The 21,452-nt window shown below is 33.0% G+C and carries 18 protein-coding genes; 12 read left to right on the top strand and 6 right to left on the bottom strand.

From position 1 onward, the window contains the following. Window positions 1–45 precede the first annotated feature (45 nt). The 7 genes from AC1RRN_RS15115 to truB all read left to right on the top strand — a co-directional run bounded on the left by AC1RRN_RS15115 (window position 46) and on the right by truB (window position 6,720). A complete protein-coding gene (locus AC1RRN_RS15115) occupies window positions 46–393 on the top strand; it encodes a winged helix-turn-helix domain-containing protein (RefSeq protein WP_492968090.1) in 348 nt (115 codons plus the stop codon). A 97-nt stretch (window positions 394–490) separates the two neighbouring features. Next, a complete protein-coding gene (locus AC1RRN_RS15120) occupies window positions 491–3,046 on the top strand; it encodes a TonB-dependent receptor (RefSeq protein WP_492968091.1) in 2,556 nt (851 codons plus the stop codon). Between the two features lie 12 nt (window positions 3,047–3,058). Next, window positions 3,059–3,652: a molybdopterin-binding protein gene (locus AC1RRN_RS15125; protein ID WP_492968092.1), complete on the top strand. Its 594-nt coding sequence runs from the start codon at window positions 3,059–3,061 to the stop codon at window positions 3,650–3,652. A 290-nt stretch (window positions 3,653–3,942) separates the two neighbouring features. After that, window positions 3,943–4,818, top strand: a complete 876-nt coding sequence (locus AC1RRN_RS15130; RefSeq protein WP_492968093.1) for a cell division protein FtsX — start codon at window positions 3,943–3,945, stop codon at window positions 4,816–4,818. A gap of 72 nt (window positions 4,819–4,890) precedes the next feature. Next, on the top strand, window positions 4,891–5,148 hold the full coding sequence (locus tag AC1RRN_RS15135; protein ID WP_492968094.1) for a DUF3098 domain-containing protein: 258 nt from the start codon (window positions 4,891–4,893) through the stop codon (window positions 5,146–5,148). A gap of 79 nt (window positions 5,149–5,227) precedes the next feature. Further along, on the top strand, window positions 5,228–6,025 hold the full coding sequence (locus AC1RRN_RS15140; protein ID WP_492968095.1) for an undecaprenyl-diphosphate phosphatase: 798 nt from the start codon (window positions 5,228–5,230) through the stop codon (window positions 6,023–6,025). Continuing rightward, window positions 6,025–6,720, top strand: coding sequence for a tRNA pseudouridine(55) synthase TruB (gene truB, locus AC1RRN_RS15145; protein WP_492968096.1), 696 nt, complete (start codon window positions 6,025–6,027; stop codon window positions 6,718–6,720). The genes AC1RRN_RS15140 and truB overlap by 1 nt, the downstream gene beginning before the upstream one ends. Before the next feature lie 371 nt (window positions 6,721–7,091). Here the strand turns inward: truB and AC1RRN_RS15150 are convergent, their stop codons facing one another. Next, window positions 7,092–7,709, bottom strand: a complete 618-nt coding sequence (locus AC1RRN_RS15150; protein ID WP_492968097.1) for a thioredoxin family protein — start codon at window positions 7,707–7,709, stop codon at window positions 7,092–7,094. A gap of 190 nt (window positions 7,710–7,899) precedes the next feature. On the opposite strand from AC1RRN_RS15150, the gene pyrH reads away from it, so the two are divergent. The 3 genes from pyrH (at window position 7,900) to AC1RRN_RS15165 (ending at window position 11,922) form a co-directional block, all read left to right on the top strand. Beyond that, a complete protein-coding gene (gene pyrH / locus AC1RRN_RS15155; protein WP_026983543.1) occupies window positions 7,900–8,607 on the top strand; it encodes a UMP kinase in 708 nt (235 codons plus the stop codon). A 140-nt stretch (window positions 8,608–8,747) separates the two neighbouring features. Next, window positions 8,748–9,311 carry a ribosome recycling factor gene (frr, locus tag AC1RRN_RS15160; RefSeq protein WP_492968098.1) on the top strand — a complete coding sequence of 188 codons (564 nt, stop codon included), beginning with the start codon at window positions 8,748–8,750 and terminating at the stop codon, window positions 9,309–9,311. A 118-nt stretch (window positions 9,312–9,429) separates the two neighbouring features. Beyond that, a complete protein-coding gene (locus AC1RRN_RS15165) occupies window positions 9,430–11,922 on the top strand; it encodes a DUF5686 family protein (RefSeq protein WP_492968099.1) in 2,493 nt (830 codons plus the stop codon). 257 nt (window positions 11,923–12,179) lie between these two features. On the opposite strand, the gene AC1RRN_RS15170 is transcribed toward AC1RRN_RS15165, so the two are convergent. From AC1RRN_RS15170 to AC1RRN_RS15190, 5 genes are all read right to left on the bottom strand, one after another. Continuing rightward, on the bottom strand, window positions 12,180–14,450 hold the full coding sequence (locus tag AC1RRN_RS15170) for a cation:proton antiporter (protein ID WP_492968100.1): 2,271 nt from the start codon (window positions 14,448–14,450) through the stop codon (window positions 12,180–12,182). A gap of 114 nt (window positions 14,451–14,564) precedes the next feature. Then, window positions 14,565–15,284 carry a LytR/AlgR family response regulator transcription factor gene (locus AC1RRN_RS15175; RefSeq protein ID WP_492968101.1) on the bottom strand — a complete coding sequence of 240 codons (720 nt, stop codon included), beginning with the start codon at window positions 15,282–15,284 and terminating at the stop codon, window positions 14,565–14,567. After that, window positions 15,247–16,008 (bottom strand): sensor histidine kinase, encoded by a 762-nt coding sequence (locus tag AC1RRN_RS15180; protein ID WP_492968102.1) that lies wholly within the window; start codon window positions 16,006–16,008, stop codon window positions 15,247–15,249. The genes AC1RRN_RS15175 and AC1RRN_RS15180 overlap by 38 nt, the downstream gene beginning before the upstream one ends. 26 nt (window positions 16,009–16,034) lie before the next feature. Further along, window positions 16,035–16,733 (bottom strand): hypothetical protein, encoded by a 699-nt coding sequence (locus tag AC1RRN_RS15185; RefSeq protein WP_492968103.1) that lies wholly within the window; start codon window positions 16,731–16,733, stop codon window positions 16,035–16,037. Window positions 16,734–16,742: 9 nt separating this feature from the next. Beyond that, window positions 16,743–17,072, bottom strand: coding sequence for a DMT family transporter (locus AC1RRN_RS15190; protein ID WP_492968104.1), 330 nt, complete (start codon window positions 17,070–17,072; stop codon window positions 16,743–16,745). Between the two features lie 179 nt (window positions 17,073–17,251). Here AC1RRN_RS15190 and AC1RRN_RS15195 point away from each other — a divergent pair, with 179 nt between their 5' ends. Next, a complete protein-coding gene (locus tag AC1RRN_RS15195) occupies window positions 17,252–19,636 on the top strand; it encodes an efflux RND transporter permease subunit (protein ID WP_492968105.1) in 2,385 nt (794 codons plus the stop codon). A 305-nt stretch (window positions 19,637–19,941) separates the two neighbouring features. Beyond that, entirely contained in the window at window positions 19,942–21,387 is a 1,446-nt protein-coding gene (gene asnS / locus AC1RRN_RS15200) for an asparagine--tRNA ligase (protein WP_492968106.1), read from the top strand. The last annotated feature ends 65 nt before the right edge of the window (window positions 21,388–21,452 follow it).

The raw sequence follows: 21,452 nt of genomic DNA on the forward strand, positions 1-21,452 counted from the left end.
AAAGAATAATAATGCCTATTTTTGAATAGCGTTAAAAAAATCAAAATGGCTGACAGCAAAAAATACAAAATTGAAGTTCGGGTTTGGATTGAAGAAACTGAAGGAGCCTTTCTTGGAATTGGAAAAATTTGGCTGCTTGAAAATATTCAAAAAACAGGCTCTATAACCAATGCTGCCAAAGAAATGAAAATGGCTTATCGTCAAGCCTGGCAATTGGTAGAAGAAATGAATCAGCGTGCGGAAAGTCCTTTAGTAGAAAAACTGCTTGGAGGAAAAGGCGGCGGCGGTGCAAAACTAACCGAAGCGGGAGAAAAAGCGATTAGCGTTTTTTACGAAATCGAAAAACGTATTAAAGAATTTGCTTTAAAAGAAACTCAAAATCTAAAATTTTAAAACACATTTTTTCATTTTAAAAAAACAGAATAACCAAAACCATTTTTTTTAACCATCAGTATTCATTTTAAAACATACTGAAAACTAAACCAAGAATATGAACCAAAAATTATATCTGATTTTCCTTTTTATAAGTTTGAAAAGCTTTTCTCAAACAGAAAAATCAAAAACAGTTCAAGACAGCATTAAAAAAGAAGAGCTAAGTGAAGTTGTTATTACGGCTTCCAGACGCTCTGAAAACATCATGCGTTCTCCTATAAGTATGGAGCAATTAAAATCGGCGGAAGCCAAAAAAATGGGATCGCCAACTATTTATGAAGCGCTTGAAAATGTAAAAGGTGTTCAGATTATTACGCCAAGTTTAGGTTTTAAAGTGATTAATACCCGAGGTTTTGCCAATTCAACCAACGTTAGATTTGCGCAATTAGTGGACGGAATTGATAATCAGGCACCACATTTGGGCGCACCAATTGCAAATGCACTCGGCGCAAATGATCTTGACATTGATAAAATCGAAATTATTCCGGGAACTGCAGCGGCTTTATATGGAATGAACGCTATAAATGGGTTGGCAAATATTCAAACTAAAAATCCATTTGAATATCAAGGCATCAGCATTCAGCAATTAACCGGCGTAAATCATGTTGGTAATATTGATCGGTTTTCACCGAAAGTATATTCACAATTTAATCTGAGATTTGCCAAAGCATTCAGTGAAAAATTTGCTTTCAAAATAAATGCTTCATCAACTGGCGGAACAGATTGGGTTGCTGATGACCGAACGGATTTGGCACCACTTGCCAATGCTTCTACCAATTTATTTGGTGCGGATAATCCGGCTTATGATGAAGTTAACGGTTACGGAAATGAATCGGCGAACCGAAAGACATTGAATTTGAATGGAAAAAATTACGTTGTTGCCAGAACAGGATATCGTGAAACTGATATTTCTGATTATGAAATCAAAAATTATAAAGCTGATGTTGGTTTTTATTTCCGCCCGAAACAAGGACATGAATTATCAGCAACTTATAAAACTGCATTAATCAACACAATTTATCAGCGTTCGAATAGATTTCGATTAGACAATTATACTTTAAATCAATTTGCCGTTGATTACCACACGCCTATTTTTCAGGTAAAAGCGTATGCGACAACTGAAAACACCGGAGATTCTTACAACATGCGTTCATTGGCCGAAAACATGGATCGCGCTTTTAAATCTGACGATAAATGGTTTGCAGACTATTCAACAGCTTATAAAAATGCTATTACTGGTGGCGCGTCGGTTGCTGATGCGCACAGAATAGCAAGAACTTCATCTGATCAAGGTCGTTTTCAACCTGGAACCGAAGCTTATGAAAACAAGAAAAACGAATTAATCGACATCAATAATTGGGATATTGGTGCGGCACTTCGCGTAAAATTGACTTTAGTTCATGGTGAAGGTTTGATTAATTGGGACAAAGCTTTTGCTTCTTTCTTCGAAAAAATAGAAGCCAAATTATTAAGCGGATTCGATTATAGAAATTACATAATTGTTCCTGACGGAAACTATTTTATTAATCCAAAAAGTGATTCTAAAAATTTAACCTATCAAAAAACAGGTGGTTTTACACAATTAACTAAAAATTTATTTCAGGAGAAATTAACTTTAGGCGCGACTTTAAGAGTTGATAAAGCCGATTATTTTGATGCTAAATTCACACCTCAATTTACAGCAGTTTATTCTCCAAAGGAAACGATCAGTTTTAGAACTTCGTATCAAACCGGATATCGTTTTCCGAGTATTTTTGAAGGGTTTTCGAATGTTAATTCAGGTGGCGTAAAACGTGTTGGCGGTTTGCGAATCATGTCAGACGGGATTTTCGAAAATTCATTTACCAAAGCTTCAATAGATAAATTTCAGGCGCAGGTAAATACTGATGTTAATACAAATGGTTTAACACAGGCGCAGGCCATTGAAAAGAATAAAAATATCATTCAGAAAAATCCGTATACTTATTTAGAACCTGAATTTGTAAAGTCTTTTGAGTTTGGTTTTAGAGGAATGGCTTTAAACAACAATCTTTTTATTGATGCCGATTTTTACTACAACTCATATAAAAATTTCATTGCACAAGTTGAAGCCAGTATTCCGAATACAAACGATCCTAATTTAATTCCGACTGCTTTATATTCTAAAAACACACAAAATCGTTACCGTTTATGGACAAATTCCAAAAGTAAAATTTACAATTACGGAGGAAGTTTAGGTTTAAAATATCGATTTAATCAAACTTTTTCAGCTTTGACAAATCTAACATACACCAAACTTGACCGAACAGACGATAAAGATGGTTTGGAAGATGGTTTCAATACACCAGAATTTAATATTAACGGAACTTTAATAGCCAATAATATCTGGAAAAATCTTGGCGCAAGCGTAACGGCGCGTTATCAAAACAATTTTGATTATGTTTCTTTTTTAGTGAGCGGAACAGTTCCGGCTTATTGGTCAATGGATGCGCAGGCAAATTACAATTTCAAAAAAGGAATTTCAGCTAAATTAGGAGCAACTAATGTTTTAAATAAAACCTATAATTCAATTCTTGGAGGCCCGTCAATTGGCGGCCTATATTATTTATCTTTAGTTTGGGAAACAAAAATCTAAAATTATCATAAAATGAAAACACAAAATTATATTCTCATTCTCTTAATTACATTTTCCTGCACAATGTGTAATTCTTCTAAAAAAGAAGACAAAACTGCGATTGAAAAAGTTGTGACAACAGAAAAAGAAAGTGAACACAAAAAATTAAGTCCCGCTGATAGTTTAAAATTAGTCAATCATGAAATTGAAATAAAAGGCGAAGTTGAATTTCCGCTTCGGTTAAATGTTGATTCTTTAAGAAAGATGAAGATTGCAACAATCTCTAATTTCAAAATAATTGGTCAAAATGGCGATGTCAAAAAAGACGATAAAATTTCAAAAGGTATTTTATTAAAAGATATTTTAGAGAAGGCCAGAATCAAACAAAAAGATCATAAAGACCGCAATTTTTATATCGTTGCCAGAGCCTCTGACGATTATAAAGCTACTTTTTCATGGGCAGAAATTTTCAATAATCCAACAGGAGAAAACACTTTTATACTTTTTGAAGAAAATGGAAAATCGGTTAAAAATGGCGAAATGGTTCTGATTTGCAAAAATGATATCAAAACCGGACCACGACATGTTTATTGGCTTAAAAGCATTGAAGTTTACAGAGTAAAATAGATTTCTTTAAGATTTTAAGTTTCTAATAATCACACTAATGAAGCTAACTTATCTCACGCAAAGTCGTGAAGTCGCAAAGTTTTTATATTCTTTGCGACTTCGCGACTTTGCGTGATTAAATAGATGCAGCCTTGAAAACTTTGCGTAAAACTTCGCGCACTTTGCAGTTAAATCAACTTTTTATTCAATATCTAATCGTATATTTATGGTACAAAAGTTAAAACTTTGATCGTTATTAACTTTAAATAAAGAAATACTTTATTATTTTTACCACATAATTTAAGCATACTATGAGTTCCAACTTTGATAAATTTCAAAAGCGCAGGTTAATTTCCTCTTATTTTTCGGTTGTATTAAGTGTTTTCTTGGTTTTATTCCTTTTAGGAGTACTGGGATTATTCATTATCAATTCTAAAAAACTGGCTAATGATTTTAAAGAAAAAATCGCCATGACAGTTTTCTTTAAAAACGAAGCTAATGATAGTGTTATCAAAGCATTCAATACCGAATTGAAAAGAGCGCCTTTCGCAAAATCTTATGCTTACGTTTCTAAAGAAAAAGCAGCAAAAGAGCATACTGATATTATCGGAGAAGATTTCTTAACCTTTTTGGGCGAAAACCCATTATTGAATTCCTACGACATTCACCTAAAAGCTGATTATGTTGAGAGAGACAGTATTTCTAAAATTGAAAGCAGCTTGCGTCAAAATACGATGATTGAAGATATTGTTTACGATAAACAATTGGTAAATCTGGTAAACGATAACATCAAAAAGGTAAGTATGTGGATTTTGATTATCAGTGCTTTTCTCGCAATAATCGCCGTTTTATTAATTAACAGCTCATTACGTTTATCGATTCACTCTAACCGTTTTATCATTAAAACCATGCAAATGGTTGGCGCAACAAAGTCGTTTATTCGTAAACCTTTTGTAATGCGCAGCGTAAAATTAGGAATGTTAGGCGCTGGATTGGCAATTATAGCTCTAATTGCATTATTGCTTTATGTCGAAACCAATTTCCCGGGATTAGGCATTTTAGAAGACAAAGTCTTAATCGCATTGGTATTATTAGCCGTTTTCGGGTTAGGAGTTTTAATTACCTGGGTAAGTACGCATTTTGCAACACAACGTTTCCTGAATTTAAGAACAGACGATCTTTATTAATTTTAGATTGTAGACTTTAGATATTAGATTTAAAAATGCCTTCGACTTCGCTCAGGCTGACAAAAAATAACAATGAAAAATATTAGCAATAAAGAAGAACAACACCCTCAAAAACAAGAATTCCTTTTTGACGGTATCAATTACAAAATCTTATTGATTGGAATTGGCGTTATCGCGCTTGGATTCATCTTAATGTCTGGTGGAGGAAGTGATAATCCGAATGTTTTTAATGAAGATGTTTTTAGCTTCAGACGTATTCGTTTAGCTCCAACAACTGTTTTAATCGGTTTTGGAATCACGATTTATTCTATCTTCAAAAAATCAAAATAATAGATTTTCTGGATTTTGATTGTCATTCTGAACGTAGGACAACAATCTAAAATCTAAAGTCTAAAATCTAAAATTCTCCATGAATACATTACAAGCTATCGTTCTTGCCATTATTGAAGGAATTACAGAATTTTTACCTGTTTCTTCAACGGGTCATATGATTATTGCCTCTTCTTTTTTCGGGATTGCACACGAAGATTTTACAAAACTTTTTACGATTGTTATTCAGCTCGGCGCTATACTTTCAGTTGTTGTTTTATATTTCAAACGTTTCTTTCAAACACTTGATTTTTACTTTAAACTTTTGGTTGCTTTTATTCCGGCCGTAGTTTTAGGATTATTATTGAGTGATTTTATCGATGGTTTATTAGAAAATCCGGTTACAGTTGCTATTTCACTTTTAATAGGAGGTTTGATTTTATTGAAAGTTGACGAATGGTTCAACAATCCGAATACGGCAGAAACTTCTCAGGAAATTACGTATTTACAAGCTTTCAAAATCGGATTATTTCAGTGTATTGCTATGATTCCGGGAGTTTCAAGAAGTGGAGCAAGTATCGTGGGTGGAATGTCTCAAAAATTATCAAGAACAACTGCCGCTGAATTCTCCTTCTTTTTAGCTGTTCCAACGATGTTGGGTGCAACCGTAAAAAAATGTTACGATTATTATAAAGCAGGATTTGAATTATCTCATGACCAGATTAACCTATTAGTTATAGGAAACGTTGTAGCTTTTATTGTAGCGCTTTTAGCTATTAAAACCTTCATTGGATTTTTGACTAAAAACGGTTTTAAAGTTTTTGGTTATTACCGAATCATTGCCGGAATCATTTTATTGATTATCCACTTTTTCATTCACCCGCTTACCATACTATAATGACAACTGAAGAATATTTAGACGGACAAGTTTTACTGATAGACAAACCTTTAAAATGGAGTTCGTTTCAAGCTGTCAATAAATTAAAATACCTTTTAATCAATAAAGTTGGGCTTCCGAAAAAGTTTAAAATTGGACATGCAGGAACTTTAGATCCTTTAGCGTCTGGATTATTATTGATTTGTACAGGAAAATTTACCAAAAGAATTTCTGAACTTCAGGGTCAGGCCAAAGAATATACGGGAACTTTTTACATTGGAGCTACTACTCCATCATATGATTTAGAGACTGAAATTGATCAGACTTTTCCAACTTCTCATATTGATGAATCTTTAATTCATGAAACTGTAAAACAGTTTTTAGGTGAAATCGACCAGAAGCCGCCAATTTTTTCGGCTATTAAAAAAGATGGCGTTCGCTTATACGAACACGCGCGCGCTGGAGAAACGGTAGAAATTGCCAGCAGAAAAACAACGATTCACGAATTTGAAATTACCAGAATTGCATTGCCGGAAATTGATTTCAGAGTAGTTTGCAGCAAAGGAACATACATTCGTTCATTAGCTTTTGATTTTGGAAAAGCCATGAATTCCGGTTCGCATTTAACTGTTTTACGCCGAACCAAAATTGGTGATTACGATGTAAAAAATGCGATTGATATTACTTTGTTTGAGGAAAGTCTTAAATTGGAATAATAACAAAATAGCACATTACAAAATGAGGCAATAGTAATGTGCCAGCTTCTAAAATAATTTTGTTTTCCGTACTTGTTTTTTTAGGATTAATAGTGAGGTATATTTTTCCCGCCAAACAATAAACCCGAAATAAAATCGTAAAACCTGTCGAATAACTTTCTCATGATAGTGTTTTTTAATTGTTAAACATTAAATAGACACCAATAAAAAGAGTAAATCAAAAGATAATAATAGAAGTGGGATTATGACAACAAGGTACAAAATATTTTAATCTCAAAAAATATTTTAACGAATTATTTATTACTAAAATTCTTGTTTTCAACAAATTACCCTAAAAACAAGGAGTTTCAACGATTATTTAATATAAGAACTTACAATCTGTTGTATTTTATATTTTCCATAATTTGAACTAATTCTTCCTGAACAGAAATTCCTTTATCAGCCAAATACCATAATTGTAAATCGGTTTTGATTTTTTCATCAATTACACCAAAGTCTCTTTTATAATTGGCCATTAATTCTGTAGCGCCTTTGGGTCTTGGTCCCCAATCTGCACGAACAATACCGGCTTCTTTACAAATTACAATAACCTTTGGAATTGCTCTTCCGCCATTTGTTAGATAATTACTCATTAACTCATCATTTTGATCTCGTAACACAATTTTAAGGTCCACTTTTTTATCAGATGCTAAAGCCATCTTATTTAATATTGGAAGTATCTGTGCCGCATCGCCACACCATCCTTCAGAGATTACTAGCCAGATAAAATGATTGTCTAAGTTTTGCAGTTTCTCAATTGTTTCTTCAGAAATTTTAATTGTTTTTTCCAATCGATTCATACGGGCTTCGTTTAAACTCGTATAATGCGTCAAACTTTCAGATTGCTCATCGCCTGTTGATTTTCCTTCTGATAATAAATCTGTTACTAATTTTCGATATTCGGGATAGGAATGACTGTTGAATAATGCTTTAGCTACAATACTTTTCATGGTTCTTTCGTTTTGGTTTTATAAATTTAAGCAATTTAAAAAGACAACCAAATGACTTTTGTCAGATCAATCAAAATAAAACATAAAAGTCTTTCGGAATTTAAATATAAAAGAGCAATTAATTTTTTGTAAACATTATTTTTAAAAATCAGAATATGTCTATATTTGCACAAATTAACGCAACACAAACATGAAATATAAAAGAATTCTTCTAAAACTTAGCGGCGAAGCCTTAATGGGTGATTTACAATACGGAATTGACCCTAAAAGATTAGCCGAATATGCTGAAGAAATTAAGCAGATTCACAGTAAAGGAGTAGAAATTGCTATTGTTATTGGAGGAGGAAATATTTTTAGAGGCGTTGCTGGTGCAAGTGCCGGTATGGACAGAGTACAAGGCGATTATATGGGAATGCTTGCAACCGTAATTAACGGAATGGCTTTACAAGGTGCACTTGAAGACAAAGGAATGAAAACGCGCTTGCAAACAGCTTTGAAAATGGAATCTATTGCAGAACCATACATTAAAAGAAGAGCTGACCGTCACCTTGAAAAAGGAAGAATCGTAATTTTTGGAGCCGGAACCGGAAATCCATATTTCACAACTGATACTGCTGCTGTTTTAAGAGGAATCGAAATCAATGCTGATGTTATCCTGAAAGGAACTCGTGTTGATGGTGTTTACGATTGCGATCCTGAGAAAAATGCTTCGGCAGTGAAATTTGATTTCATTTCGTTTGACGATGTTCTTAAAAAAGGATTAAATGTTATGGATACCACAGCTTTCACATTAAGCCAGGAAAATAAATTACCAATCGTTGTTTTTGATATGAACAAAATTGGAAACTTATTGAAAATCTGTGAAGGTGAAAACATCGGAACTGTAGTTAATATTTAGGCTTCTTAGATTTTTAGATTTTTATAAAATCCTGATAATCTTTAAAGCAATTAAAAAAATAAAATTATATTAGTAAGTAAATTTAGGCGATTTCATTTTTATTGATCTAAAAATCCAATCATCTAAAAATCGAGAAAAAAATGAGCGAAGAAATAGATTTTATATTAGAAAGTACTGAAGAATCAATGAATGGTTCGATTGCGCATTTAGAAAAAGAATTCCTAAACATTCGTGCAGGAAAAGCTTCTCCTGCGATGTTAGGAAGTGTTTTTGTAGATTATTACGGATCTGCAACACCACTTTCGCAAGTATCTAAAATTAGCGTTCCGGATGCAAGAACAATTACTTTGCAACCGTTCGAAAAAAATATGCTTCATGTTATTGAAAAAGCGATTATGATTGCCAATATTGGTTTTAACCCAATGAATAACGGAGACATGATCATTATTAGTGTTCCACCTTTGACAGAAGATCGTCGTAGAGAATTGGCGAAACAAGCTAAAGGAGAAGCCGAAGATGCAAAAATTGGTGTTCGTAACGTACGTAAAGATGCTAATACTGACATTAAAAAATTAGAAAAAGAAGGAACTTCAGAAGACGTTTGCAAATCTGCTGAAGAAGAAGTTCAAAATTTAACGAATACTTACATCAAAAAAATCGATGAATTATTGGCTGCGAAAGAAGCTGAAATCATGAAGGTGTAATTTTATTTGACATAAATTAAAAATCCGTTTGGTTAAATTATACCAGACGGATTTTTTTATTCTTATTTTTGCATACCAAAACTACAATGTTTTCGTTTTTGAAACTATAATCCTCTGTATGAAGCTATTTTGTTTATTGACTTTGTTTTTTACGCTTACCATTCAGGCGCAATTTCAAATAAACGGAATTGTAACTGACTCCAACAGAAAACCTCTTCCGTTTGCCACAATCACTTCAGACAACAACAATACGATTACAGATGTTGACGGAAAATTTGATCTAAGAACCAGTTCAAAAACCAACACTTTTGTGGTTTCTTACATTGGGTTTCAAACTAAAATAATTGCTTTAACAGGCAATAAAAAATTTTATTCGATTTCGCTTTCACAAAAAACAGATGATTTAAAAGAAGTTGTTGTTTCTAATGAAAATCCGGCTTTAACTATAATTAAGAAAGTTATTGCGAATAAAAATCTGAATAATCCTCAAAAGAAACTCAGTAGTTTTGAATACAAAACGTATAACAAACTTATAGTTACTGCTAATCCTGATTCTATTGACGGAAGAATTGATTCTTCTGCAGCTTATAAAGACTTTAATAAGAAAGAAATCAATATTGATTCTTCTGATTATAAGTTTAAAGAAATTATCAGCAAGCAACATTTATTTCAGACTGAAAAAGTTTCACAATATCAGTTTGGAAATAACAAGCTCAAAGAAACTATTCTCGGCACCAAAATGGCAGGTTTTAAACAACCTGTTTACGAAATTATTGCATTTAATTTACAGTCTATCTCAGTTTACGATTCTAAATATGAATTGTTCGAAACTAAACATCAGAGCCCGATTGCAGAAAATGCATTTGCAGATTACAACTACAAACTGCTTGATACAGTTCCGATAAAAGGAAGAAACACCTACATGATTTACTTTAAAAACAAGAAAAAAAGGAAATCAAATGGCCTTGAAGGGGTTTTGTACATAGATCAGGAAAATTATGCTGTTGCAAAAGCCGTTATGCGAATAAAAGGTGTTTTAGACATTAGTGGCATTCACGAATTTGAATATGTTCCAAATGAAAAAATTTGGTTTCAGAGCAACACCACTTTTAAAATTGTAAAAGGAAAAAATGACGATGACATCAAAATCTTAGGCGGAACAATTCAGTTTGACGGAGATGTAGAAGATAATTTTGAACCAAGAAAAAAATCGGCTTCAGATTTTACGTACTTGCTTTCTGAAAGTAATAATTTCGACATTCATTACAATACAAATCCATTAATAAAGACACCATCGCTTTATATGGAAATTAAAGACGATGCCAGCAAAAAACCAGAAGAATTCTGGAACACGTACAGAAAAGAAAGTTTAGACCTAAAAAGCCAAAAAACGTATCAATTATTAGATAGTATTTCAATAAGTAAAAGAATTGAAAAACGTTTAGGTCTTGGACGAAAAATCATAAACGGTTATTTGCCGATTGGTCCGATTGATTTGGATTTAAAAAAAATCATCAGTTACAATAATTACGAAGGATTCCGTTTAGGTGTTGGCGGAATTACAAATGATCGATTTTCTAAAAATTTCAGAATTGAAGGTTACACCGCATACGGAACAAAAGATGGTATTTTTAAATACAGTTTAGGTTCCGGAGTTTTATTGGATAAATCTACCAATACCTGGTTAAACGGTTCTTATACTGACGATGTGCGGGAGATTGCAAGTACGGTTTTCGCTGTTGACAAACGTGTTTTCAAAATTTACGATCCACGCCCCATCAATATTAGTACTTTTTACAAATACATTAGTTGGAAAGCGAATGTACAGACAAAAATTATCCCAAAAACGGAAGCTGTTTTTGAATTATCAAGAACCTATGTCGAGCCAAAATTTGACTATTTGTATAATTTAAATGGACAATTATACTCAAGTTATATCATGACAACAGCAATGGCGTCTATCGTTTGGGCACCATTTAGCGATTTCATGCAAACACCAACCGGAAGAACAGAATCTGACAAAAGATTTCCGAGATTTACTTTTCAATACACGCAATCGCTTCCAAATGTTTTAGAAAATGATTTTACTTTCAGCAAAATAGATTTCAAAACAGAGTATGAAAAAAAATACCTGAACGGACAAAAAACAAGTTTGCTTTTGCAAGGTGGTGTTGCGATGGGAGATGTACCTATTACACATTTGTACAACACAATGCCAAATAACCTGACTAAAGAAACTGTTATGCAACGTATTACTTTTGCCGGAAGAAACAGTTTTGAAACCATGTATTTTAATGAATTTTTCTCCAGTCAATATGTGTTTTTTCAAGTTAAGCACGGTTTTGACCGAATTAAAATCATGAAAAAAGTACGTCCTTCTTTGGTATTAGTAACAAGAATGGCTTGGGGAAATATGGAAAAACCAGAACAACATGTTGGTCCGGAATACAAAACCTTAGACAAAGGCTTTTTTGAATCAGGAATTGAATTAAACCGAATCTTTAAAGGTTTTGGTTTAGGAGGATTTTACCGTTATGGACCAAATCAGTTACTGAAATTTGAAGATAATATTGCAGTTAAGATTTCTTATGTACTTGATTTGGGATTGTAAATTAAATTCCAATATTTAAATTGCTTCACCTATTCCCTAGCGCTCGGGTCCACATCACAAGTCTAGTTTGTCATCCTGACGAAGGAAGGATCACACTCGGTAATCGTCAAAGTATTGTGTCCGTTCTTTGCGGAGTTTCTAGTGTGATCCTTCCTTCGTCAGGATGACAAAAATGCGACTAGATCAAATAAAAAAATCCCAAATTCCAATTGTTGTAAATTGGAATTTGGGATTTTTTATTTTGGAATTTTAAAACCTTATGGTTTCAAAATCAAAACAGAAGGCGTATTATTTAACCAGATACTTTGAGATTCGATCAGTTTTTTCCAGCTATCCAAACTAATAATCATTAAGTCTTGAGTTTCTAAAAATTCTTTTTTAATCGTTCTGTCATGCATGATCATAATATGATTGGGCGCAATCTGTTCGATCGAACGAATGCTTTCCTGAATATCACGTGTGCTTTTTACTTCTCCGCTGGCGTCTAAAACTGTAATTTGAGAGCCATTATTATTGATTAATTTTTTAGCATATTCAATTAAAAAAGCATCTTCCTGAGCAAAAATTGGCATGAAAATCTGATTGACTTCTTCTAAATCTTTATCAATAAAAATTCCGACCGGCATTTTACTTTTGGCAATAATATGGCGTGTTCTTTCATCAAAAGGAGAATTTTCGAACAAACCTTCTTTCCCTGTAAATTTATCAATCAAACGATCCGGATTTACAATTCGCGTCGTAAAACCAAGAATCTTTCCAAGCAAAGTTCCATCAAAAATAGATTGTCCCAAACCAACTAATAATAGATCGTATTCGCCTTGATTTGCTGTATCAATAATATCAGTATCAATATCATTGGTTACTTTAAAAACACTTACCATGTTTTGGTTCAAACGCTGCGATTCTTCAATCACCGGAACTAACATTTTACGTTCATGATCTTTAACATCAAATGAATGTATTTCAGTACTTAAAGACAAATGCATCGCTGTTACAATAGAATTGTCACCTTGTTTTTTCACTAAACTGTTAGCAATCTGCAATAGTTTTTTCCCTTTTTCAGGAGTTGCAAACGAAAGCAAAATCTTGTACTTACTTTTGTTACCAATTTCCTGAGGAATAGCGGTAATTTTATCTTTAAAAATAAAACCAATAAAATCTAATGCCGGACCTGTCATAAAAGTGGTTACTAAAGCCATAATGACCATCATAGTAAAGATTTCAGTAGAAAGTACTCCTAAATCGTAACCGATATTTAGAACTACTAATTCCATTAAACCACGTGTATTCATTAATGCTCCAATGGCTAAACTGTCTTTCCAGTTTTGCCCCACAAATTTTGCAGCCAAAGCACTTCCAAAGAATTTTCCGGTTACAGCCACCGCAATAATTACAGCAGTCACTTTCCATAAATAAGGATCATTTAATAAGCCAATTTGTGTACGTAAACCTGTAAATACAAAGAACAATGGTAATAAAACGATGATCGAAACATCTTCTACTTTTTCAATAAAAATATTTCTGAATTTATTGTTTTCCGGCATAATTGCTCCGGCTAAGAAAGCGCCAAATAAAGCATGAATTCCGATTAATTCAGAAGCATAAGCAGAAAATAAAAGTGTCAAAAAGAAAATAGCCACAACGGGTTTGTTCAGACTTTCACGTGTTGAATTTAGATCTCCTACACGTTTCAGGAACGGGCGAACGATTTTCAACATAACAATTACATACAAAATAGCTAAACCAATAACATATAAAGCACTCGTGAACGAACCTGCCTTTACAATCGCAATTACAACAGCTAAAATACACCAGGCCGTAATATCATCGGCAGCGGCGCAGGTTATGGCAATAGTTCCGAGTTTCGTTTTTTGCATGCCTCTTTCCTGAACAATTCTGGCCAAAACCGGAAAAGCAGTAATACTCATGGCGATTCCCATAAACAATCCGAAGGAAGAAAATTCAACTCCAACGGGAGCAAATGTTCCATATATAAAATAAGCAAATGTTAATCCTAAAGCAAACGGAATTACAATACTGGCGTGACTAATTACAACCGATTCATGCGCTTTATTTTTAAGAACTTTCAAATCGAGTTCCATTCCGATAACAAACATGAAAAGTATCAAACCAATCTGACTTAAAAATTGTAAGTTTCCTAAAGATTCTTTTGGGAATAAAGCTGCTGAAAATTCAGGAAAATACATTCCGACTAAAGAAGGTCCTAAAACAATTCCGGCAATCATTTCTCCAATTACAGAAGGTTGTCCAATTTTTCTGAAAATCCATCCAAACAAACGCGCTACTAAAATAATAGTCACAATTTGCGCTAATAAAATGGCCAATGGATGTTGTAAGTTTTCAACCATAGAATGCAGAAAATCATTCCAATGATTGCTTTCTATTTTTTTGTGAACAATTTCTCGTCCAACTTCTAATGCAGCACCTTTTGAAATTACCCAATAGATCAGAGCGCCAAAGCCCCCGATAATGGTTACATAAAATAAAGAGTTTTTAATGTTATTCATAACTCGTTTTTTTTGATTTAATGCCGCAAATATCAACACTGAAAGCGTAGTGAAAAAGTAAATTTACAGCTAATTTTCAATCTATGTAACAAGTCCGAAAAACTTTGTAATAAGTTAGATTTTTACCTTTTTCAAAAAGTCAGAACGATAGGTTTCACTCAAAATCAGGGTTGTATTTTTATGATTTTCTTCTAAATGATGCAGTACGATTTCGTTATGATTAAAGAATTTTATCGCCTTTACTGCCACGATTTCTTTTTTATTTATTCTGCAAAAATCCGATTCCGGTAATTCCTTTAAAAGTGTATCAAATTTTACATTTTTTAAATTCAGAAAACTACCATCAGAAAGTAAAACCGTTTTATCACGACTATCACTAACTGCCGTTTTGATGTACTGAATCTGATTAAAATAAAGCAACGTTTTTCCTTTGTCGGTATTCAGTTGAATAAATTGTTTTGCTGTATCTGGTTTATGAAAACGTTCCAAAGCTTTTGAGATTGCTTTTTGCAAACGTTCTAATTTTACCGGTTTTGTAATATAATCTACCGCATCGATATTAAAAGCATCGGCTGCATATTCTTTATAGGCTGTGCAGAAAATCACTAATTTATTATCTAGCATTTCGGCCAAATGCAAACCATCCATTCCAGGCATTTCGATATCTGATATTAATAAATCAAAATCGAGATTCGGAATTTCGGCCAGAAGTTTTTCCGGATTATTAAACGTTTTTACAATTTCAACTTCGGGAATTTGTTCGCAAAGCATTTTTAAATACGTCAATCCAGGTAACTCATCGTCCAGCAGCAAGCATTTCAGTTTTGTATTCAAGTAAATCTATTTTTAGATGAGCAATATAAATATCATTTTCTACGAACCGATCCAGTTTAAAATTATTCTTATAAATAATTTTGAGACGATGTTCTAAAGTTGCGTGACCGAAACCGCTTCGCTCCTTTTTCAATACTTTTTTATTGGAGATTTTATTCGAAACCGTCATAAAAAAAGCATTGTCTTTGAACTCAAAAACAACCGAAATAAAAGCATCTGCACTTTGCAAATCAGCATGTTTAAAGGCATTTTCAATTAAGTCAATCGAAATTAACGGCGCCAGTAAGGGTTGTTCGTACAGTTTGTCTTCTTTGTTAATGTTGGTTTTGATCTTTAATTCGAAAAGCGGACTGATTTTAATTTTATTGATTTCGATTAAATTCAGTGCAAAATCAATTTCTTCTTTGGCAGTGACGAATTTCTTTTTGCTTTCATATAAAATATAATCCAGAACATTCGCCAATTTATCTAAAGCAAAATACGTTTGATAGGCGTGCGACTGAATCGAATTCAAAATATTCTTAAACAAATGCGGATTCAGTTTTGACTCTAAAGTCTCTAACTGTAAATCATTGACCTTTCTTTCAAGCGCATAAAAACTTTCTTCGGCATCATCTTTCGATTTTTTGGCTTGCATTAATTGGTACACCATAAAGCAAATGATGACAACCAACAATAAAATTATGGCTAAAAAAATAAAAGTGATGGTGTTGTTTTCTTGCATACGATTTAATCTTTAAATAAAAATAACTAACTAGAAAACACGATTTTTTTTAAACTACAACAAAATTCGCCTTCAGACACGAACAAAACTAGTTCATAATCTTTATTCTTTTGATAAAATTTCTTCTTGTATTCTTGAAAAATCTGTGTTGATGACAAAAATTCAAGTAATCTAAAAGAATTATTGAATCCATAATTTTGAATAAAATCTAAATTAATCCATTTCAGCTTAATCGGATTATTACACAGATTTTCTACTGAGAATTCATTACTTTTAAAAAATGATAACGATTTTCTTTCATCCTCAAAGAACTTATCCAGTTCAGATAAAGATTTCTTAAAATGAAATATAATCTTATCTTCAATTGTTTCTGAAATCGCAGCTTCACGAAATTCAACATTCAAGTAATCCAGAATTTCATGTAACAAATCAAAATTATCCGTTTTTTCGCTTATATAATCTCCTCTAAAATTCATCTTTAAAAAACGCATCAATAATTCGTTATCAATCTTTTTAAGATTAACTGTGTATTCGATTATATCAACTTTAAAAGCTTCCTTAAAACCAATGATTAAACTTGAACTAAAATCGTCTTCAACAAGAGTTACTTTTGTATTATCGTTAAGCAAATAATTATAAATATTACCAAACTCTATACCCGAAGAAAGACTTCCAAATCTTCTAGTTGCATTTAAAATCAAAATAAATTTTTCTACCAATTTCAATATTATTTTTTAATGACTAGAAACAAACTTCAATCCAATAATTGAAGCAATTAATGTTGAAAGAAAAAATATTCTCCAGAAAGTTGCTGGTTCTTTAAAAATAAATATTCCAACTAAAACAGTTCCGACAGCTCCAATTCCGGTCCAAACGGCGTAGGCAGTTCCAATTGGTAATTCTTGTGTGGCTTTATAAAGTAAAATCATACTGATCGAAAGACATACAAAAAATCCTGCCATCCAATACGTTGACATTATTCCAGTTGTTTCTTTGGCTTTGCCTAAACATGACGCAAATCCAACTTCAAAAAGTCCTGCAATAATTAATAAAATCCAATTCATTTTCTTTTCATTTTTAAATTTAATACAAATATGAGAAAAGCTAATGATTAAACAGCAAAATGGAGCAATTTATCATAAAGCAACAACTTGCAAATTTGTGTTAACATTAAGTAAAATACAATCGATTGTTTATGATTTCGAGCACTTTTCACTACATTTGCATCCATTTTAAAGATTTTATGAAAAACGCTATTCACGTTGGTTTTTGGGAAAAAGTAGCCCGAATTATTCTTAAAAACAGAATAATAATATTAATTTTGGTTGCGGCCCTGACAATTTTCCTTGGTTTTCAATGGAAAAACCTTGCTATGACGTATACTGAAGCCAACTTGCTTCCTAAAAATCACATTGCAAACAAAGATTATCAAAAATTCTTAGACAAATTTGGAGAAGAAGGAAACCTTGTTGTTATTGGTTTTCAGGATCCAAAGTTTTTTACACCAAAAAATTACGCTGCCTGGAATGAATTGATGACGGGATTGAAAAATTCTAAAGAAGTTGATTTGGTTGTTTCTTTAAATGATTTAAAAAAATTAGAAAAAGATACGGTGAATGAAAAATTTGTTCTTTCGCCTTTTATCGACCAAAGCAAAACGGTAGATCCGGAATATTTAAAAAAGGTACAATACGATTTGTTTCACAATCTTCCTTTTTACGAAGGATTGCTGTTTAATAAAGAAAGCGGCAGTATTCGTTCTGCAATTTATATCAATAAAGCACTTGTAAATACAGCTGAGAGAAAGACTTTTATTCTTGAAAACCTGGTTCCGAAAATCGATAAATTCGAAAAAACAACCGGAATTGATTTGAAAGTTTCGGGAATGCCTTACATCAGAACAATTAATGCGGCGGATATGAAAGGCGAAATTGGATTGTTTATTGGAGCCGCTTTATTTACGGTTTCCCTAATTTTCTTTTTCTTTTTCCGTTCGTTCAGAGCAACATTTATTTCAATTTGTATTTTGATTGTCGGCGTAATCTGGTCGTTTGGAACGCTTGGATTATTTCATTATAAAATCACGATTTTAACGGCTATTATTCCGCCATTAATTATCGTAATCGGAATTACGAATTGTATTTTCCTGATCAACAAATACCAGCAGGAAATTAAACTTCATAACAATCAGGCAAAGGCTTTACAGCGTATTATTTCGAAAATTGGAGTTTCGACTTTAATGACGAATTTAACGACTGCGATAGGTTTTGCAACTTTTATGATTACCGGAAACGATTTGCTTTTTGAATTTGGTTTGGTGACTTCTATCAACGTAATTTCTGTTTATTTACTGACACTTTTAATTGTGCCAATTGTATACAGTTTCATGTCACTTCCAAAAGAAAAACATTTATATCACTTAACTAAAACTTACATTTCTACATTGTTAGATTTTGTAGAAAATGTGGTAAAAAACAAACGAAAAATAATTTACACCATTTACGGTTTGCTTTTAGTTTTCAGTGTCATTGGAGTTGCACAAATGAAAGTGTCAGGAAGTTTGATTGGTGAAATGCCAAAAAGTGCTTCTTTCTTTAAAGATATTTTATTCTACGAAAAAGAATTCAACGGTGTGATGCCGCTTGAAATCATGATTGACACCAAACACAAAAAAGGTGTTATGAAGGCGTCGACCATTCGTAAAATGGACGAATTGCAAAATACAATTGCAGAAATGCCGGAATTGGCAAAACCAGTTTCTATTGTGAATTTAGTTAAATATTCGAAACAGGCTTTCTATAACGGAAATCCGGAATATTACCAATTGCCAACTTCGCAGGAACAGACGTTTATTTTGGGATATGCTAAAAACGCAACGAAAAACAGCAAAGAAAATTTAATGAAAGCTTATGTTGATTCGACAGGACAATATGCCCGAATCACGACTTTCATGAAAGATATTGGTACCGATGAAATGGCGAAAGTCGAGAAAAAATTACATTCAAAAATTGATGAAATTTTCCCTAAAGATCGTTATGAAGTTACCGTTACCGGAAAAGCATTGGTTTTCCAGAAAGGAACATCTTACCTGGTTGACAATTTAATTGAATCCTTGATTTTTGCGATTTTAGTAATTGCAATTTTGATGCTGTATTTGTTCCGATCGTTCAAAATGGTTTTTGCATCGGTAATTACGAATGTTTTACCGCTTTGCATTACATCCGGATTAATGGGTTATTTTGGAATTCCATTAAAGCCTTCAACGATTTTAGTATTCAGTATTGCTTTCGGAATCTCGGTAGATAATGCAATTCAGTTTATGGCGAAATACAAACATGATTTAATTCAAAGTAACGGCAAAGTAAAAAAATCTGTTTTCAGTGCCTTGAGAGAAACCGGAATCAGTACTTTTTATACGTCAGTAGTTTTAATTTTAGGATTCGCTACTTTCACACTTTCTAGTTTTAGCGGAACAATTGCGCTTGGTGGATTAATTTCATGTACATTGGCATTTGCGATGTTTGCTAATTTATTGGTTTTACCGGCTTTGGTTTTGACTTTTGAGAAGAAGAAAGCTAAGAAAGAGGATTTGGAAGGATTGGAAGGGAACACTAATTTCACTAATTAGAACTGATTAAATACAATCTTGTCATTTCGACGAAGGAGAAATCACACTAGCCGATCCAGTACGATCGCTGCTCTCGGGATGTGATTTCTCCTTCGTCGAAATGACAAAACAGGACTTTTGAAAACTGAACCCCTAGCCCCGATCGAAGCGGCATCCTTTTTCTTGCTTCTTTAGCAAGAAAAAGATACAGCGGAGAGCGGGAAATAGCTTCAAAAATTAATTATTATCGTTTATATTTGCAATTCGATATAAAAAATACTGATTTTATTTAATCTAAAATCAGCAATCTAAAATCTAAAATTAAAATGAAACACACAAAAGTTAAAGACTTATTAAACAGTACGACGACGCTACAGGAAGTAAATGCAAAAGGATGGGTGAGAACTTTTAGAAATAATCAGTTCATCGCGCTTAATGACGGTTCTACCATTAATAATATACAATGTGTTGTTGATTTTGAAAATACAGCGGAAGAAACTTTAAAAAGAATCACAACCGGAGCTGCGGTTTCTGTAACCGGAACTTTAGTTGAAAGTAAAGGAGCTGGTCAGAAATATGAAATTCAGGTTAAAACGCTTGAGATTCTTGGAGATTCTGATGCGGAGAAATTCCCAATGCAGCCTAAAAAACACTCTTTAGAATTCTTAAGAGAAAATGCACATTTACGTGTTCGTACTAATGCTTTTGGAGCAATTATGCGTGTACGTTCAGTATTGTCATTTGCGGTTCACAACTATTTTCAACAAAAAGGGTTTGTGTATGTAAATACGCCAATCATTACTGGTTCTGATGCTGAAGGTGCCGGAGAAATGTTTAAAGTTACGGCTTTACCTTTCGACAATACACCAAGAACAGAAGACGGAAAAGTAAATTATAAAGAAGATTTCTTCGGAAAAGAAACAAACTTAACGGTTTCCGGACAATTAGAAGGAGAAACTTTCGCCATGGCTTTGGGTCAGATTTATACTTTTGGACCAACTTTTAGAGCAGAGAATTCAAACACTTCTCGTCACCTTGCAGAGTTTTGGATGATCGAGCCGGAAGTTGCGTTCAACGACCTTGATGACAATATGGATTTGGCTGAAGATTTTATTCAGTACGTTATTAAATATGCTTTAGACAACTGTAAAGATGATTTGAAGTTTTTAGAAGGAAGACTTTTAGAAGAAGAAAAATCAAAACCTCAGGCAGAAAGAAGCGAAATGGCTTTGTTAGAGAAATTAAATTTCGTTCTGGAGAACAACTTCAAACGTGTTTCTTATACGGAAGCAATTGACATTTTAAGAGATTCAACTCCAAATAAAAAGAAAAAATTCAGTTACATCATCGAAGAATGGGGAGCTGATTTACAATCTGAACACGAGCGTTATTTAGTGGAAAAACACTTTAAATGTCCGGTAATTTTATACGATTACCCAGCAAACATCAAAGCGTTTTATATGCGTTTGAACGATAACACAGAACCTGGAAGAGAAACGGTTCGTGCCATGGATATCCTTTTCCCTGGAATTGGAGAAATCGTTGGTGGTTCTGAAAGAGAAGAGCGTTACGATGTTTTGGTAGAAAAAATGAAAGCCTTAGATATCGACGAAGAAGAATTATACTGGTATTTAGACACCAGAAGATTTGGTTCTGCAACGCACGCAGGTTTCGGTTTAGGATTTGAGCGTTTGGTATTGTTTGTAACTGGAATGACAAACATTAGAGACGTAATTCCTTTCCCAAGAACTCCAGGAAACGCAGAATTCTAGGAAACGGAATTTGCCACGAAGGCACAAAGACACTAAGTTTTATTTTTAAGCACTGCTTAAAGACT

This window comes from Flavobacterium sp. GW821-FHT11G01 (genome assembly GCF_058808175.1).

Coding starts and splice junctions, on each gene's coding strand:
- asnS (WP_492968106.1), top strand. CDS start 19,942: ATGAAACACACAAAAGTTAAAGACTTATTAAACAGTACGACGACGCTA.
- AC1RRN_RS15190 (WP_492968104.1), bottom strand. CDS start 17,072: ATGAATTGGATTTTATTAATTATTGCAGGACTTTTTGAAGTTGGATTT.
- AC1RRN_RS15125 (WP_492968092.1), top strand. CDS start 3,059: ATGAAAACACAAAATTATATTCTCATTCTCTTAATTACATTTTCCTGC.
- AC1RRN_RS15130 (WP_492968093.1), top strand. CDS start 3,943: ATGAGTTCCAACTTTGATAAATTTCAAAAGCGCAGGTTAATTTCCTCT.
- AC1RRN_RS15150 (WP_492968097.1), bottom strand. CDS start 7,709: ATGAAAAGTATTGTAGCTAAAGCATTATTCAACAGTCATTCCTATCCC.
- AC1RRN_RS15165 (WP_492968099.1), top strand. CDS start 9,430: ATGAAGCTATTTTGTTTATTGACTTTGTTTTTTACGCTTACCATTCAG.
- AC1RRN_RS15120 (WP_492968091.1), top strand. CDS start 491: ATGAACCAAAAATTATATCTGATTTTCCTTTTTATAAGTTTGAAAAGC.
- AC1RRN_RS15180 (WP_492968102.1), bottom strand. CDS start 16,008: ATGCAAGAAAACAACACCATCACTTTTATTTTTTTAGCCATAATTTTA.
- pyrH (WP_026983543.1), top strand. CDS start 7,900: ATGAAATATAAAAGAATTCTTCTAAAACTTAGCGGCGAAGCCTTAATG.
- AC1RRN_RS15170 (WP_492968100.1), bottom strand. CDS start 14,450: ATGAATAACATTAAAAACTCTTTATTTTATGTAACCATTATCGGGGGC.
- AC1RRN_RS15140 (WP_492968095.1), top strand. CDS start 5,228: ATGAATACATTACAAGCTATCGTTCTTGCCATTATTGAAGGAATTACA.
- AC1RRN_RS15135 (WP_492968094.1), top strand. CDS start 4,891: ATGAAAAATATTAGCAATAAAGAAGAACAACACCCTCAAAAACAAGAA.
- truB (WP_492968096.1), top strand. CDS start 6,025: ATGACAACTGAAGAATATTTAGACGGACAAGTTTTACTGATAGACAAA.
- frr (WP_492968098.1), top strand. CDS start 8,748: ATGAGCGAAGAAATAGATTTTATATTAGAAAGTACTGAAGAATCAATG.
- AC1RRN_RS15195 (WP_492968105.1), top strand. CDS start 17,252: ATGAAAAACGCTATTCACGTTGGTTTTTGGGAAAAAGTAGCCCGAATT.
- AC1RRN_RS15115 (WP_492968090.1), top strand. CDS start 46: ATGGCTGACAGCAAAAAATACAAAATTGAAGTTCGGGTTTGGATTGAA.